Below are 14,534 nucleotides of genomic sequence, written 5' to 3'. Positions count from 1 at the left end.
GAACCTTGTGGTCTCTCCCCAGCCCCGGGCCCTAACGCGGCGCACCTGGGGCGGTCGTCAGAAGGCGCCTGTGACGTTCGCGACCGGTTCGGAGGCCGACTGCCGTTAAGCTTGACTCTGTCGGTGATCTTGGTGTTTCCCGGCGCTACGACGTGATCAACAGGCATGCTCGGGGCTGTTCCGCAGGCCGATACAGCTGTCGAGGTACTCGTTGTCGCTCCGTCCCCGTTCCGGTGAGCAAGTCCCTTCTCTGACCGTGCAGATCGCGCGGGCGAGCAATCCGGACGGTACGACGGCAATGTGGGTGCGGGACCGGCTGGACGGGCTGTGGCACGACGAGGACTTCGCCGGCTGGTACCCGCGCGACGGCCGTCCCGGTCTTTCGCCCGCTCAGCTGGCCACTGTCTGTGTGCTGCAGTTCCTGCTCGGTCTGTCGGACCGGCAGGCAGCGGAAGCGGTCCGCTGCCGTATCGATTTCAAGTACGCCCTGGCCATGGAGCTGGACGATCCCGGCTTCCACCACAGCGTGCTGGCCGACTTCCGCGAACGCGTCGTCCAGGATGACCGCGCCGACCGGCTCCTCGATCTGGCGCTCGCCCGCTTGAAGGAAGCCGGACTCGTACGCGAGCGCACCACGCAGCGCACCGACTCCACCCACGTCCTGGCCGCGGTGCGCGACCTGACCCGGCTGGAACTGGTCACCGAGGCGGTCCGTGCCGCTCTGGAGGAGGTGGCCCGCACAGCCGGGCATCTGCTGATCGGCCTGGTGGACGAGGACTGGGGGCGCCGTTACGGCCGTCCGGTCCGGCTGGGCAAGAACCCCACCCGGCCCAAGACCAGGATCCTCGCCGCCGGCGACGATGCCTGCCGACTGCTGGAACGCCTCCACCGGCCCGGTCCGCAGGCTGAGGCCCTGCGGCAGGTCGTCGTGCAGAACTACTACCGCGACGCGGCGGGCCGCCTGCGCTGGCGCACTGCTGACGACGGCGGGCTGCCGCCCTCCTCCTCGGCCATCGTCTCCCCCTACGACACCACCGCTCGCTACGTCCGTCATGGGCACATCATCCGTTGGAAAGGATTCGCCGCCCATCTCACTGAGACGTGCGCGCCCGGCAGCGTCAACGTGATCACGGACGTGGCCACCACCTCAGCCGCCACGAGCGACGCCCAGGTGCTGCCCGGCCTCCACGCTCGGCTGGCGCGGCGTGGTCTGCTGCCCGCCGAGCACCTGGTCGACGGCGGCTACACCTCGCTGGTCCACCTGGAACGAGCCGCACGCGAACATCAGGTCACCGTCAGCGGACCGCTGACGGTCAACCCCACCCGCCAGCACCGTCTGGGCGAGGGCTTCGGCCGGGACGACTTTCATATCGACTTCGACCGCCAGCAGGTCACCTGCCCGAACGGCCAGGTCAGCGCTGGCTGGCACGGCCCCTACCCGACCTCCGAGCTCGCCGGCGCACCCCTGATCGTGGCCCGGTTCGCCAAGAGCCAGTGCCAGCCGTGTCCGGACCGGCCCCGGTGCACCAGTGCCCCGGCCAGGAACGTGGGCTTTCCTCCGCGAGAACTCCGCGACCTGCAGCTGCGCGTCCGCGCCGAGCAGCAGACGCCCGAGTGGAAGGCCCGCTACGCGGTCCGCTCCGGAGTCGAGGGCACCGTCAACGAGTTCGCCCACGGACACGGAATGCGCCGCTGCCGCTACCGAGGACAGCCCAAAGCCCATCTGCAGCACGTACTCACAGCCATCGCCGTGAACATCGAACGGCTCAGTGGCCAACCAGCAACCGAGGAAACCCCCGTGCCGAGACCGCCGACCGCTTTCCAGGTCTACCTCGACCAGCACGGGATCTCCCGCTCGAAGTCCTGGCGAACCCTCGGCACCTGACCTCAACCACCAAGATCACCGACAGAGTCAAGTTAAGAAGCTGTCCCGCTTCTGACTGCCACTGTGACTGTACGTTTCAGGCGGCCAGTTTGTGGCGCGCCCACACCGTCCGTCCAGCTGGCCTCATTGTCAGCGCTCTGTGTCATGATGCGAGCGCGTCCCAGGGGAGTGGGCCGTGGACTACTGATTGTCAGGGGCTAGAAATGGGTGCGGGTACGGAGCCGGACGGTTCGTCCAGGTCCGACGAGGAGTGGGAGCGGTTTCTGCGCGAGTCGGTGGCGGGTGCCGCCGACGCGCCCAAGGAGCCGTCGGCGCGAGCCCGCGCCGTGGCAAAGCGGCTGCGCGCGGAGCCCGGTCACGGCCTGGAAGGCTGGCGCAGCTACACGCCCGCGCGGCCCAGGAGGCGTACGGGCTGGTACGTGGTCGGGCTGCTGGCCTCGCTGGTGCTGCTGGTGGTGGCGCTCGCGCCGGGGCGGGTAGTGGACCTGTTCGCCGGCGATGACTCCCCGTCATCGGCGGCGCCCGGCCCGGGGACCCCGGCGGAGGCAGCCCAGCGCCCCACCGTGGACGAGCCGTTCCGCGGCTCGCCGGCGGCAAGCTGGGCGGGCGGAGCGGCGGGGATCACCGTGCCGAAGGCCGGGGCGGTGGGCTGGATGAGCGCGGCCGAGGTCGAGCGGGCCCTCGCCAGCAGCCGGGACTTCCTCGTCGCGTCCGGCCTGGACCGCGGGGTGCTGCAAGGCGAGCGCCCCGAGAAGGCGATCGCGCTGATCAACCCGCACCAGAAAGACGTCCAGGACCTTCTGAAAACCGCCTTCCTGACTCCGAGCGAGAAGAACGACCCCCTCCTCCTCTTCAGCCGCTTCCAGCCCTCCCGCACCCGCCTGGTCGGCGATGTCGTGAAGACCCGGGGCCAGCTCACCTACCGGGAGGGCGAGCGCGGCGCGCTCCAGGTGACCGCCGACGTCACCTTCGTCTACCCGGTAATCCGCGCGGACGCGGGCGGCGGCGACGAGATCGTGCGCACGATCGTCCGGCGCGAGCTGGTCCTGAGCTGGGACAACCCCGACAAGGTGATCACCGAACCGGGCACCTTCTCGATCGTCTCGTACAAGTACGACATGACCAACGGCGGCTGCGGCGCCCCCACGGGCTACTTCACCCCACCCTTCGGCACGGACCGCCATGCGGACAAGGCCGGCACGGAGATCGACCCGTACGACCGCAGCGCGCCGGTCGGGCGGGGCGAATCCTCCGGCGACGCGTGCGCCAGGGCGACACGGTCCTAACGGGCGTCATCCGGCGGCGACCAGCCCAGCCCCGAGGACGATGAAACGGGCGTCAGGTCGCCCAGACCGCGGGCGCGCCTTCATGGGGTTTGGGAAGGCCGGCGGCTGTCGCCGGCTCGCTGAGAGCCGCATCATGGTGATTGGGGCGGCGCCGGGCTCGATGGCCAGCGCCCAGACGATGCGCCAGGTGCCATCCCACTTGCACCCGCAACCGGGAGAACTGAGGATCAGCTGGGCGTGAGCGCTTTACTTGACGGGAGACGCCAAGGGGAGCGCTCATCGTGGGCCAAGTTCCTCAGTTAGGGAAGGGTTGCGCCTGCGGTGCCGACTGGGTGTTCGGTGAGGCGCTCGCGAAGTTGTGAGGGCAGGAGGCCGTAGCGCTGGAACGTCGTTCCGACGAAGGTGATGAGATCTCGGGTAGACCGGCCTGTCCGGCTCGTGAGGAGTTCCTCCCAAGCGTGTTGGACGTCTTGGCCGATTTCCCAGACGACCTCCGGATGCACAAGGTGGGCGTGTTCTTCGGCGCCAATAGCACCCGTCTGGTCGACGGCGGGCTTGGGCGAGAGGAGAACGGTGAAACTCCCATCCGGGATAACCTTATGGTTACGGTCACTCTTGAGGATTCGAAGCTGGTCGCCGACCTGCCGGATGTCCTTGTGGGCGATGACGCCCTCGGGTTTTTGGTCAGATTTGGCCTCAACCACGGCCCACAGGTGATTACCCCAACACCAGGTCGAGTCACAGCGGCCTGTGCCGGATGGCTTATTGGCCTCAGCCCCGAGGAAGGTCCCGAGCTCGGTGAGGGCGGGCTCGTAGGCCGATGCCGCGGTCTCCTTGAGCCCCCCGATCATGTTGCTCAAGCGCGTGGCAAGTCGGCCTGGGGTGCCCTTTTCCAGAAGGTTCGTGGCCGTTGCCACGGCCTGGTCGTCATGGGCAGGCAGGACAGGGGCCTCCATAGCGGGCAGAGGCGGCATGTATCTCGCCCAGGTGCCCTCGGCGGTTTGCTCCGCCTGACGGATCAAAGCATGGGCGTTCGCGAGACTGCCGCCCATCGTAGGTGCACCGGTGGAGGCAGCGCGGTAGGCCCAGATTCCAGCTAGGTAGAGCCAGAACCCGCGGTAGCCCTTGGTAGTAGCCTCACCGGAGGAGAGCGCTTGCGCGACCTGTTGGGCCTTGGCGCTGGCTTCCTGCCACCGGCCCTGCCCGGCGAGTGCACACGTTTGAATTTCGGCGGGGGCCGCAGAGGCGAGGATTTCACTGCCAACCGGCAGCGTGCGGACAGCCTCGGCACGGAGCTGGGCGACGAGCGGCTCGCCGTGCTCACGCCAGGTGTCGTCGGTCTCTTGAGACAGGAAAGCCGTCACATTCTCCACAATCTCGGCCTGGGTGGTGTCAGTGCTGTTCTCCACCCCGAAGTTGATCTCGGCCTGCAACTCGGCCGACAGCGCTGTCAGGTTCTCCTGACGCAGGAGGTACTTGGTCAGGTCCCCGAGAACAACAACGATCGCCCAGTCCGCCGAACCGCGGGTGCAACGGCCGACACCTTGAACGACACGGGTGCGAACCCGCTCCGACAAGGCCGCGCCAGCGCGGACTCGGCTCGACAAGAACCGCTCTTGCAAGTGGTCACGGTCTGGAACGTTCTCGATGACCTCCAGACGGCAACCGTGGCCAGGCAGGTCAAGGCCGTCATAACGGCTGGCCAGCGCACACACTGCGTTCTGCTGAGAGACAAACGGATCCATCCGATGAGCAACGTCATCGATGGTGAGCATTGGCCAGGACGACTGACGGATAGCGCCAGCGGTACGGACTGCGGTCGCCCGGTCCGGCGCCAGTACGAGGGCTTTACCAGCCAGCTCAACGAGCCTCTTGGTCAGGTCGATGGAGTCAACGCCGCTGACAAGGCCGGGAAAGACGAAGAACCGACGGCCGGAACGGGGCTCTGGCGCGGATTCGGGCAAGGCCAGTCGCTGAATTCCGGCGTACCTACGCGCCCCGCGGCCGCACTCCCGTCCTGCGGCACCGGCTGAACTGGAAACGTGCGGGGATGGCTGCCGCGCTGGGCTACCACGCTGCCGACCCCGGGCGTGGTCCGCGGCTGTGCTTCCACCTCAAGCCGGGCAGCTACGGCACCACCTCCCTGATCGAGGTCCTGGAACAGGTCAAGGCCTTCTACGCCGGTGAGCCGGTGGTGCTGGTGTGGGACGGATTGTCCGCGCACTGGAGCCGGGGCATGCGCGCCTGGGCGGCCGGGCAGGACTGGCTGACGCTGGAGTGGCTGCCTGCCTATGCGCCCGAGCTCAACCCGGTGGAACTGCTGTGGTCGTCCATCAAGACCCGTGAGCTGGCCAACCTCACCGGCGACCACCTCGCCGACGTCGCCGACGCCACCGAACGCGGCATCCACCGTGTCTGCTCCGACGAACAACTCCCGTGGTCTTTCCTCACCCACACCGGACTGGCAATCCACCCCCAACAACCACAGAACTAACGAAAAACTCAGTAGTCGGGTGCCCGGGGGCGCGATTCCCCCGGGCTACCCGTATAGAGGGTGTCTGAGAAGCCCTGTTCAGGGCCTGCTGTGTTCTTGCTCCGGCATGGTGGAGGAGAAGCATGCTGGTGGCCAGGTAGTCGGCGTTCTCGGAGCTGCTGGCGAGGTACTCGTGGTCCTTGGCCAGTCGCTGGTAGTGTCCTGGCCAGGTGAAAGCTCTGTCGGTCAGACGGCATAGAACGGCGGGAAGTCGAGCGGGAGCAGCCGCCATACGCAGCCAGTACGGCAGTGCATCAATGATCTCGCGCCGGGCGGGCTTGGGCGGCTGGCCACCCGGCTTCGGCAGCGGCACGGGAGGCGCGAGGACCTCCTTGGGAAGGCCCCCGGTTCCGGGTTCTGGGACCCCCGGCGGAAACGGCCTGTGCTGCTCTGTGCGCGTCGCGTCCGCGGTGGTGGCATGAAGTGAGCCCGTACACGTCGAACGGGAGGGTCTCATGTTCGGATCAGTGATGACCGGCGGTACGGCGGTGGCGCTCGCGGCCGCTCTGCTGTCATCCGGGACGGTGACCGAGGAGAGACCGCCGCCGGGCAGCGTGGCGATCGAGATGAGGACGGGCAGTGGGTGGCTCTGCGGCGGCTCGGTGACGTCGGTGGCCGTGGCGCCGGACAACTCCGGGTTCACCACGTCCTATGAGGGTTTCCCCGTCCGGGTCGGCGTCGGCTCCAAGCCGGGTGACGCCCGCAAGAACTGCCAGTTGACCGTGGATGTCCGGATCCCGCGAGATTTCACCTACGTGATCACAGGGACGGAGCACACCGGTTACGCGCGGCTGGCGAAGGGCGCCACCGGGCAGCTGACGGTCGGCCACTACCTCCAAGGGGCGCCCGGCAGGTCATCCCGTACGTACCGCTTCACCGGTCCCTACAACGACGCTTGGCTGGCCTCCGACTTCGGCGACATCGGCATCATCGAATACCCTCCCTGCGGGGAACAGCGGTTGCTCACCCTCACCACCGAACTGCAGGTGGACGCCGGCACCTCGGACCCCGCGACGACCACCAGTGAGCTGGGGCTGAACGACACAGGCAGCAATGCGATTGCCCGGTATCGTCTGGCCTGGAAGCGGTGTCCGGCGGTCTGAGCCTGGCCGGCCGCTCTTCGCGCACCGGCCCGACCGCTGTCGATGGCTGAACGGACCTCCACGTGCAGGGTCATCTCCTCTACTCGTTCATCCAGCGTGCCGGCGCCGAGATCGAGAACCATGACGTTCCTCGGCCAGCGGTACACACCCGTCGAGACGGCCGGGAACGCGACCGTCTTCGCGCCAAGCTCGTCCGCTACCCGCAGCGGTTCCCGGCAGCAGGACGCCAGCAACACCTCGTCGCCGCCGGAAGCCTGAAACACCGGGCCCACGGTGTGGCATAACCCAGAACGCTCCCATACGTCCGGCCAGCCACCCCTTCCTGTCGCAGCAGGTGGAGCGGGACGTCCTGCGCTGAAGATCCGAGCCGGACGATCCGCCAGGCCCCACACATCCGTGGAAGAGCGCCATCACCCTCTCAGTAACAGGTTGATGTGCGCCGAATGCCCTGGTTCAACGCTGCGTAGTCAGCACCAAGTCAGCACGGGAGCCAGCACCCGAATGCCAGATCACCCCAATCGCGACATTACCCCGCGCTGAATTCCTAAATCGAGTTGAGCGATCCGCAGGATACGCAGTGCCTCCTCATGGGTGCTGCCCCCATACCCCGCCCCCGAAGTATGGTCCCTCGCCACATAGGCCCCTGACCTGCACCTTCCTACGGTGTGGCGACGCAATGACGCGCCCCTCGCCCACCCGGAAGTGATGACCATGGCCACCCCCTCCCCACACGCTCCAACTCCCAACTCGCTCCCCAGAATCGTCGTAGCGAGCCTCATCGGGACCACTATCGAGTGGTACGACTTCTTCCTCTACGGGTCCGCGGCCGCGCTCGTGTTCAACAAGCTCTTCTTCCCCGGGTCCGATCCGCTCGTCGGCACGTTGCTGTCGTTCCTCACCTACGCCGTCGGCTTCGCCGCGCGGCCGCTGGGAGCGCTGGTGTTCGGGCACTTCGGGGACCGGCTGGGGCGGAAGCGGCTGCTGGTGACCAGCCTCCTGATGATGGGCGGTGCGACATGCGCCATCGGGGCGCTGCCGACGCACGCCACCGCCGGATCGCTCGCCCCCGTCCTGCTCACCACGCTACGCCTCGTGCAAGGGTTCGCACTGGGAGGCGAGTGGGGCGGGGCGGTGCTGCTGGTGGCGGAACACGGGGATCCGCCGCGGCGGGGGTTCTGGGCCTCGTGGCCGCAGACCGGCGCGCCGGCCGGGCAGCTGCTGGCGACAGGCGTGCTGTCCGCGCTGACGACCCTGCTGCCGGACGAGGAATTCACGGCGTGGGGCTGGCGGATTCCGTTCCTGCTGTCCGGCGTACTGGTGATGCTGGGCCTGTGGATCCGGCTGTCCGTGGACGAGTCCCCCGTGTTCAAGGCCGCGCGGGAACGGGCCCGGACCCGGCAACAGGACGGCAGCGCGCGTGAGCGGATGCCGGTCGTCGCCGTGCTGCGGGACCAGTGGCGGGACGTCCTGGTGGCCATGGGCGCGCGCATGGCCGAGAACATCAGCTACTACGTCATCACCGCCTTCGTCCTGGTCTACGCGACCGAGCACACCCACCAGCCCAAGCAGACCGCGCTCAACGCCGTGCTGATCGGTTCCGCCGTCCACTTCGCCACCATCCCCGCCTGGGGCGCCCTCTCGGACCGCGTCGGGCGGCGGCCCGTGTATCTGCTGGGCGCGGTGGGCATCGGGGCGTGGGCGTACCCGTTCTTCGCCCTCGCCGGCACGGGGACGTCCTGGGCACTGGTCGTCGCCGTGACGGTCGGGCTCGTGTTCCACGGAGCCATGTACGCGCCCCAGGCGGCCTTCTTCTCCGAGATGTTCACGACCCGGGTGCGATACTCGGGGGCCTCGATCGGGGCGCAGTTCTCGTCCGTGGCCGCAGGCGCGCCGGCCCCCCTGATCGCCACCGCCCTGCTCGCCGAGTACGGCAACGGAACCCCGGTCGCCCTGTACGTGATGGCCGTCGCGGCCCTGACCGTGGTGGCGGTCGGCTGCGCCCGGGAGACGCGGCACCGCGACCTCTCCGACGGCCAGGACGAGCACGAGGAGCACGACGAGAACACCCCGACCCCCCAGCACGACCAGACCGACCAGCACGACCAGACCGGCCGGAACGGGCGCGGAGCGTCTTCACCCTCCCCCGAGCGCCGGTGACATCCGGTGCAGACGCAGCGCGAGCTGGATCTCCAGGGCACGGGCGGGCGACTGCCAGTCCGCGCCGAGGAGGCGGCCGACCCGATCGAGCCGCTGCGCGACCGTGTTGACGTGTATGTGCAGGGCGTCCTTGGTGCGGGCCGGGCTCATGCCGCAGCGGAAGTAGGCGTCGAGCGTGACGACGAGATCGGTGCCGCGCCGCGCGTCGTAGGCGACGACCGGCCCGATCGTCCGGCTGACAAACAGGCCGGCCGCCTGTCCGCCACCACCGGTGCCGGTCAGCAGAAGGCCCACGAAGCCGAACTCGTCGGCGGCCGCGCCCTCGCCGCCCCGGCCGCGGGCGTGGAGCACCTCCAGGCAGCGGCGGGCCTCGGAGTAGGCGGCGGCGACCGCCTCGGGGCGGGCCGCGGGTGCGGGGACGGGCGACGAGGCGCCGACGGTGACGGGGGAGTGGACGGCTTCCCCCAGGCGACGGGCGACGTCGCCCACCTCGCCGCCACCGCCACCTCCACCGCCGTCCTCGAGTCCGTAGGGCAGGAGCAGCACGACCCCGCCGTCGCGGGCCACCGCCAGGCCGTGCTCCGTAGCGGCCAGATGGGCGGCCGCGGCCCACAGTCGCTGCCGGTCGGCGGGGGCGCCGGCGGACTCGTCGGCGATGCGGGCGGCGAGGACGACGTGGGGTGTGTCGAGGTCGGCGCGCAGGCGGGCGGCGCGCTCGCGCAGGAGGCGAGGTGCCCGGCCGGGCGCGTCGAGCAGGTCGTCCAGGAGCTCGCCCCGTACGCGCTGTTCGGCCTCGCTCGCCGAGCGCCGGGCCAGGCGCAGCAGCGCGGTGACCATGGCGGCGCGTTCGAGGGTCCGCCGGTCGGCGGAGTCGAGTGCGGGACGTTCGCGTAACCGGATCGCGCCCAGCAGCTCGTCGCCGGCGGACACCGCGGCGACCCAGTCGTCGCCGTGCCGGACCGCCCGCCCCTCGGCGCGGGAGCGTTCGACGGCGGCCGACGGCCCGGTTCCGGTGGCCGGAGCGAGGAACTCGGCCTTCCCCCCGAGGACCTCGGCGACGGTCTCCAGGACGTCGGGCACTCCGCCGCCGCGCAGGACGAGCTCGGTGAGCCGGTCGTGGATCTCGGCGGCCCGTTCGACGGCGGCACTGCGCTCGCGAACGATCGCGTTGGCCGCTTCCAGCTCGGCCAGCGCCGAGCGCGTCTCCGCGAGGAGGCCTGCCGTGTCGATGGCGATCGCGGCGTGGGCCGCGAAGGACGACAGCAGAGCGATCTGCTGCTGGTCGAAGACACGGGAGCGGCGGTCGGCGGCGAAGAGCACGCCGATGACGCGACTGCCCAGCCGCAGCGGGACCCCGAGGATGGCGACGAGCCCTTCGTCCCGCACGCCGGAGTCGATCGCCGCGGTATGCCGGAAGCGGGGGTCCTGCAGGTAGTCGTCGCTGGCATACGGGCGCGCAGTCTGCGCGACCAGACCGCCGAGACCTTCCCCCATGCCGAGCCGCAGAGCCTGGAAGCGGGCGGACACCGACCCGTCGGTGACGCGCATGAAGGTGTCCCCGGCGGCCGCGTCGTTGAGGGTGAGGTACGCGGCGTCGGTGCCCAGCAGTGAACGGGCGCGCCGGACGATGGCCTGCAACACCTCGTCGATGTCCCGCAGTCCCGCCAGGTCGTGGGCGGTGGCGAACAGGGCCGAGAGCTCGGCCTCGCGCCGCCTGCGGTCCTCCAGCTCTGCCCGTACGCGCAGTGCCAGGAGCCGGGCGTGCTCAGCGGCGGCGAGCACGCCCGGCGGTGCCCCGCCGGCGCGGGCGCGCAGAACAGGCCGCTCGTAGGCGTCGGCGGGGGCCCGACTGGCGAGCAGCTCCAGATAGACGGCGGAGGCGCAGTCGGCCGGGCAGCCGGCGGAGCCGTCGGGGCGGGCCGGAGGACCGCCTCCGGCGTGCTCGCGAGTCCGCTCCCGCACCTGGTCGTGGGTCTGATCGTGGATCTGGTCGTGGATCTGATCGTCAGGCATGACGGAATCGTCGCGGGTCCGCCTCAACGAGCGGTCCATCCGCCGTCCATCGTCAGGGTCGACCCGGTGATGAACGAGGCGTGCGGCCCACACAGGTACGCGACGGCCTCGGCGACCTCCTCGGGTTCGACGAGACGCTTGAGCGCCTGCCCCGCCAGCATGACATCGGTCAGGACGCGCTCGGGAGGCAGACCGTGGGCCTCCGCCTGGTCGGCTAGCTGACGTTCGATCAGAGGGGTGCGGACATAGCCCGGGCTCACACAATTGGAGGTGACGCCGTGCCGGGCGCCCTCCAGCGCTGCCGTCTTCGACAGCCCCTCCAACCCGTGCTTGGCCGCGACGTAGGCTGACTTGTAGGGCGACGCCCGCAGACCGTGGACGGAGGATATGTTCACGATCCGGCCCCAGCCCTGCCCGTACATGTGCGGCAGCGCGCCGCGCAACAGGCGGAACGGGGCCTCCAGCATGACGCTGAGGATCCGGTGGAACGCGTCGGGCGGGAAGTCCTCGATCGGGCGAACGAGCTGGATACCGGCGTTGTTGACGAGGATGTCGGCCCCGACGGCCGCCTCCTCGGCCGCGTCGAGGTCGCCCAGGTCGAGCGGTACGGTCTCGACGTCCAGCCCCGCCTCGCGTGCCTTGAGGGCGAGTTCGGCGAGCCCGGTCACGTCCCGGTCCAGCGCGCGTACCTGGGCGCCGGCCGAGCCGAGCCGCATGACGCAGGCGGCGCCGATGCCTCCTGCGGCGCCGGTGACGATGGCGGTACGGTCGGTGAGGCCACGGGCGGGCGGGGACGCGATGGGGATGTGGTCGCTCATGGCGGCACCCTAGGAGCCCTCCGGGCGGGGAACGATGGGGCGAGGCCACACAACTCGCACCGCATGGATGGTGGCGGGGGACATGCTCCGGCCAGTGGTGGGAGAGCCCTCCCTGCTCCGTCTCCGTGAACGGCTAGTAGGCGCCGATGCTCCAGAAGACACCTACCTCGTTCTCGCTCACCGCGATCAGTCCCAGGTCGTCGAGCAGGTCGATGCCGTTGACGTACTCGCCGGTGAGGAAGCCGTGGGAGCGCTGGGCGGAGAGGCCCGGTGTGAGGAAGTCCGGGGCCGGGTCGGACGCGGCCGCCGTGGCGTTGGTCCAGTAACGCGCTGCGGGGCCGTACCGGTCGAGCAACATGCGGGCATCGGCCAGCACCGCGTCGCGGTCCGGACGTGAACGGACGGGGGCGGGTTCCGCCTGCCATTCCTCGGCCATGACGGCGAGCGCGGCGACCGCCGCCTCCCTCTCGAGACGGTACAGACGGTCGGAAAACCGTGATGCGGCCGGGGGATCGAAGGGGTAGGCGGGCACGCTGTGGCGTACGGGGTTGGTGCGGTCGCGGTCGAGTCGTAGCCAGCCGCGAGGGTCGGGTACCGACCGGTGCATCAGGGCGAGCACGTCGTGCGCCCAGTCCTCGTGCTGGCGCGGACCGGTGGCCACGAAGGTGTAGGGGTCGTCGAGTAGCCGCAGTGCCGCCGCGTTCCAGAGGTTGCGACGGCTGCGGAACTCCTGGAGCAGGCTGCTGGCCTCGAGCAGGAAGGTGTCCTTCGGCTCGCGGCGGATGCCGCTGAACCGGCCCAGGACCCAGGCGAGGAGTTCCTCGTCTTCTCCGCCGACGCCGGGGCCGACGGGGACGGCGCGCTCTGGGAAGGGGAGAGCGTCCGCGCCGTGGCCGTGGCCGTGGCCGTAGCTGTGGTCGTGGCCGTGGCCGTGGCTGTGCCCGTCACGGAGGTGGTCCGAGAGAGTCTCCAAGTAGGCGTCGAGCAGATCGAGCGACGACTGGTCGGTGGACGGATTCATGGGCGTCACTCTACGCATCCGCCATCGTGTGGAAGGCTGTGCAGGCGTGAGCCTATTGTCGATTGGCGGCGAGGCCCCAGGGCCATCGTGTCCGGCGCGGTGCCCGGTCGTGATCGTTGTCGCGCCGGGCTGACGGGCAGCAGCCGCGTCCTGGCGTGGCCCTTTCGCTCCGACCAAGGTGACCGCGAGCCGGTGCTTCGCGGCGCGGTGGCTTGGCCCAGCACTGCCGAGGACTCGACCGCCGTCGCGAACGCACCCCCGCTGGAGTCACAGGCACCCTGTTCACCGCCGCGGACCCGCCGGGTGAGAACGACCCGTAACCGGGCCGAGAGGCAACCGGTTCGCGCTGCGAACGCGACTATCCCGCGCTCCTTTCGCCGGCGTTCGCCTCCCAGGTACGTCCGATGGCCCGAAGCAGTGCCGGGTACACCCCGAGGTAGCGGAAGGGCTTGATGGCGGCCATGTAGACGGCACCGAGCAGCCCGTTCGGCTTCACCAGGACAGCCATCTGGCCGCGATGGCCGCCTGCCCGGTCCGGTACCCATCCGATGTGCATCACCGCGTGCACGGTCCGGTTGGCCATTTCGGCCGCCCACTCGTCGTGCAGTTGGTAGAGGGGGGTGAACGGACCGGAACGAGTGCCGGCGTCCTGGGGACCCTCACGAAGGTCCGCCGGCAGTCGGTCCCGCAGCGTCTGTACCCGGGCGCCCGTCCCGGTGTCTTCCTTGTCCCATCCGAACAGTTCCCCGAGCTTCCAGCGAATCGCGAAGAGCAGGCGGTACACGGGGGAGGAGACGGCGGCCCCGCCTCCCGCCACGTTCGCGATCTGGCGCACCAGGTGCGGGAAGTCGTCGGGACCGCCGGGTGTCGGGAGTGCCCATACGTCCTCGACACGGAAGTCACCGGCGATCTCGTGGATCCGCCAGGGGCGGGAGGTGTGCGCGGTCCTGGGGAGTCCCATGAGCCGGCCCCTTTCCATACGATGCCGTATAGATGTGAGGCTAGCCCTGTCTATACGACACCGTATAGACAGGGGGAGTGTGAAGGGAGACACAACATGGCCACGGCCCGCACACCTCGCGGCAAGTGGATCGAGGAGGGACTGCGGGCGCTCACCGCTGGCGGCCCCGAGGCCGTCCGGATCGAGTCGCTGGCCCAGGCGCTCGGCGTCAGCAAGGGCGGTTTCTACGGCTACTTCCGCAACCGGGACGTCCTGCTCGGCGAGATGCTCGACACGTGGGAGCGCGAGGTCGCCGACAACGTGATCGAACAGGTCGAGAGCAGCGGAGGGGACGCCAGGGCCAGGCTGGAGCGGTTGTTCGCGATCGCCTCGGTGGACGAGGGGCCGGTGACAGGCATCACCACCGAACTCGCCATCCGTGACTGGGCCCGGCGTGACGAGGCCGTTGCGCGGCGCCTGCAGCGGGTCGACAACCGGCGCATGGACTATCTGCGCTGCCTGTTCGCGTCCATCTGCCGTGACGAGGACGATATCGAGGCCCGCTGCATGCTCGCCTTTTCGTTGCGGGTGGGACAGCACTTCATCGCCGCCGACCACGGTGCACGCAGCCGTGCGGAAGTGATGGAGCTTACCCGCGGATGGCTCCTGAGGTAGTGCCATCGTCGGCCCTCGCGAAGACGAAGCCACCGGTGGCCACGGCAAACCCTCGCCCACTGCGCTCGACGACGGCTGGCAGGGCGTCTGGGCCGGCCATCAC

Annotated in this window: 11 protein-coding genes and 1 pseudogene; 6 read left to right on the top strand and 6 right to left on the bottom strand. The window is 69.6% G+C overall.

Annotation, left to right across the window (positions count from 1 at the left end):
• The first annotated feature begins 256 nt into the window (after positions 1 to 256).
• Both K6I33_RS00635 and K6I33_RS00630 read left to right on the top strand, forming a co-directional pair.
• Positions 257 to 1,885 (top strand): IS1182 family transposase, encoded by a 1,629-nt coding sequence (locus K6I33_RS00635; protein WP_229347147.1) that lies wholly within the window; start codon positions 257 to 259, stop codon positions 1,883 to 1,885.
• A 203-nt stretch (positions 1,886 to 2,088) separates the two neighbouring features.
• Positions 2,089 to 3,171, top strand: coding sequence for a hypothetical protein (locus K6I33_RS00630; protein WP_229347145.1), 1,083 nt, complete (start codon positions 2,089 to 2,091; stop codon positions 3,169 to 3,171).
• A 299-nt stretch (positions 3,172 to 3,470) separates the two neighbouring features.
• Here K6I33_RS00630 and K6I33_RS00625 read toward each other — a convergent pair whose 3' ends face one another.
• On the bottom strand, positions 3,471 to 5,135 hold the full coding sequence (locus K6I33_RS00625) for a hypothetical protein (protein WP_229347143.1): 1,665 nt from the start codon (positions 5,133 to 5,135) through the stop codon (positions 3,471 to 3,473).
• Between K6I33_RS00625 and K6I33_RS00620 the strand changes: the two genes are divergently transcribed.
• The gene (locus K6I33_RS00620) at positions 5,117 to 5,665 is read left to right on the top strand and encodes a transposase (RefSeq protein ID WP_308297009.1); all 549 of its coding nucleotides are present in this window, start codon (positions 5,117 to 5,119) and stop codon (positions 5,663 to 5,665) included. The genes K6I33_RS00625 and K6I33_RS00620 overlap by 19 nt on opposite strands.
• 494 nt (positions 5,666 to 6,159) lie before the next feature.
• Positions 6,160 to 6,807, top strand: coding sequence for a DUF4360 domain-containing protein (locus K6I33_RS00615; protein ID WP_229347142.1), 648 nt, complete (start codon positions 6,160 to 6,162; stop codon positions 6,805 to 6,807).
• A gap of 131 nt (positions 6,808 to 6,938) precedes the next feature.
• Here K6I33_RS00615 and K6I33_RS00610 read toward each other — a convergent pair.
• Positions 6,939 to 7,116, bottom strand: a pseudogene (locus K6I33_RS00610) (macro domain-containing protein); the annotation flags it as partial.
• 396 nt (positions 7,117 to 7,512) lie between these two features.
• On the opposite strand from K6I33_RS00610, the gene K6I33_RS00605 reads away from it, so the two are divergent.
• Entirely contained in the window at positions 7,513 to 8,964 is a 1,452-nt protein-coding gene (locus tag K6I33_RS00605) for an MFS transporter (RefSeq protein WP_374282803.1), read from the top strand.
• On the opposite strand, the gene K6I33_RS00600 is transcribed toward K6I33_RS00605, so the two are convergent.
• The 4 genes from K6I33_RS00600 to K6I33_RS00585 all read right to left on the bottom strand — a co-directional run bounded on the left by K6I33_RS00600 (position 8,941) and on the right by K6I33_RS00585 (position 13,777).
• Entirely contained in the window at positions 8,941 to 10,977 is a 2,037-nt protein-coding gene (locus K6I33_RS00600) for a GAF domain-containing protein (RefSeq protein ID WP_229347139.1), read from the bottom strand. The two genes, K6I33_RS00605 and K6I33_RS00600, sit on opposite strands and share 24 nt — an antisense overlap.
• A 23-nt stretch (positions 10,978 to 11,000) precedes the next feature.
• Positions 11,001 to 11,795 (bottom strand): 3-hydroxybutyrate dehydrogenase, encoded by a 795-nt coding sequence (locus tag K6I33_RS00595; protein ID WP_229347130.1) that lies wholly within the window; start codon positions 11,793 to 11,795, stop codon positions 11,001 to 11,003.
• 133 nt (positions 11,796 to 11,928) lie between these two features.
• Positions 11,929 to 12,816, bottom strand: a complete 888-nt coding sequence (locus tag K6I33_RS00590; protein WP_229347120.1) for a hypothetical protein — start codon at positions 12,814 to 12,816, stop codon at positions 11,929 to 11,931.
• 358 nt (positions 12,817 to 13,174) lie between these two features.
• Positions 13,175 to 13,777, bottom strand: a complete 603-nt coding sequence (locus K6I33_RS00585) for a DUF2867 domain-containing protein (RefSeq protein ID WP_229347118.1) — start codon at positions 13,775 to 13,777, stop codon at positions 13,175 to 13,177.
• A 96-nt stretch (positions 13,778 to 13,873) separates the two neighbouring features.
• Here K6I33_RS00585 and K6I33_RS00580 point away from each other — a divergent pair, with 96 nt between their 5' ends.
• Complete coding sequence (locus K6I33_RS00580) at positions 13,874 to 14,431, top strand: TetR/AcrR family transcriptional regulator (protein WP_229347109.1); 558 nt, start codon at positions 13,874 to 13,876, stop codon at positions 14,429 to 14,431.
• The last annotated feature ends 103 nt before the right edge of the window (positions 14,432 to 14,534 follow it).

The sequence above is a fragment of the Streptomyces sp. UNOB3_S3 genome, from assembly GCF_020740895.1.
GTDB lineage: Bacteria > Actinomycetota > Actinomycetes > Streptomycetales > Streptomycetaceae > Streptomyces.
Note: the sequence above shows the minus strand (reverse complement) of the source record. Positions and strands in the feature narration are given on the sequence as shown.

Coding starts and splice junctions, on each gene's coding strand:
- K6I33_RS00630 (WP_229347145.1), top strand. CDS start 2,089: ATGGGTGCGGGTACGGAGCCGGACGGTTCGTCCAGGTCCGACGAGGAG.
- K6I33_RS00615 (WP_229347142.1), top strand. CDS start 6,160: ATGTTCGGATCAGTGATGACCGGCGGTACGGCGGTGGCGCTCGCGGCC.
- K6I33_RS00605 (WP_374282803.1), top strand. CDS start 7,513: ATGACCATGGCCACCCCCTCCCCACACGCTCCAACTCCCAACTCGCTC.
- K6I33_RS00600 (WP_229347139.1), bottom strand. CDS start 10,977: ATGCCTGACGATCAGATCCACGACCAGATCCACGATCAGACCCACGAC.
- K6I33_RS00595 (WP_229347130.1), bottom strand. CDS start 11,795: ATGAGCGACCACATCCCCATCGCGTCCCCGCCCGCCCGTGGCCTCACC.
- K6I33_RS00590 (WP_229347120.1), bottom strand. CDS start 12,816: ATGAATCCGTCCACCGACCAGTCGTCGCTCGATCTGCTCGACGCCTAC.
- K6I33_RS00585 (WP_229347118.1), bottom strand. CDS start 13,777: ATGGGACTCCCCAGGACCGCGCACACCTCCCGCCCCTGGCGGATCCAC.
- K6I33_RS00580 (WP_229347109.1), top strand. CDS start 13,874: ATGGCCACGGCCCGCACACCTCGCGGCAAGTGGATCGAGGAGGGACTG.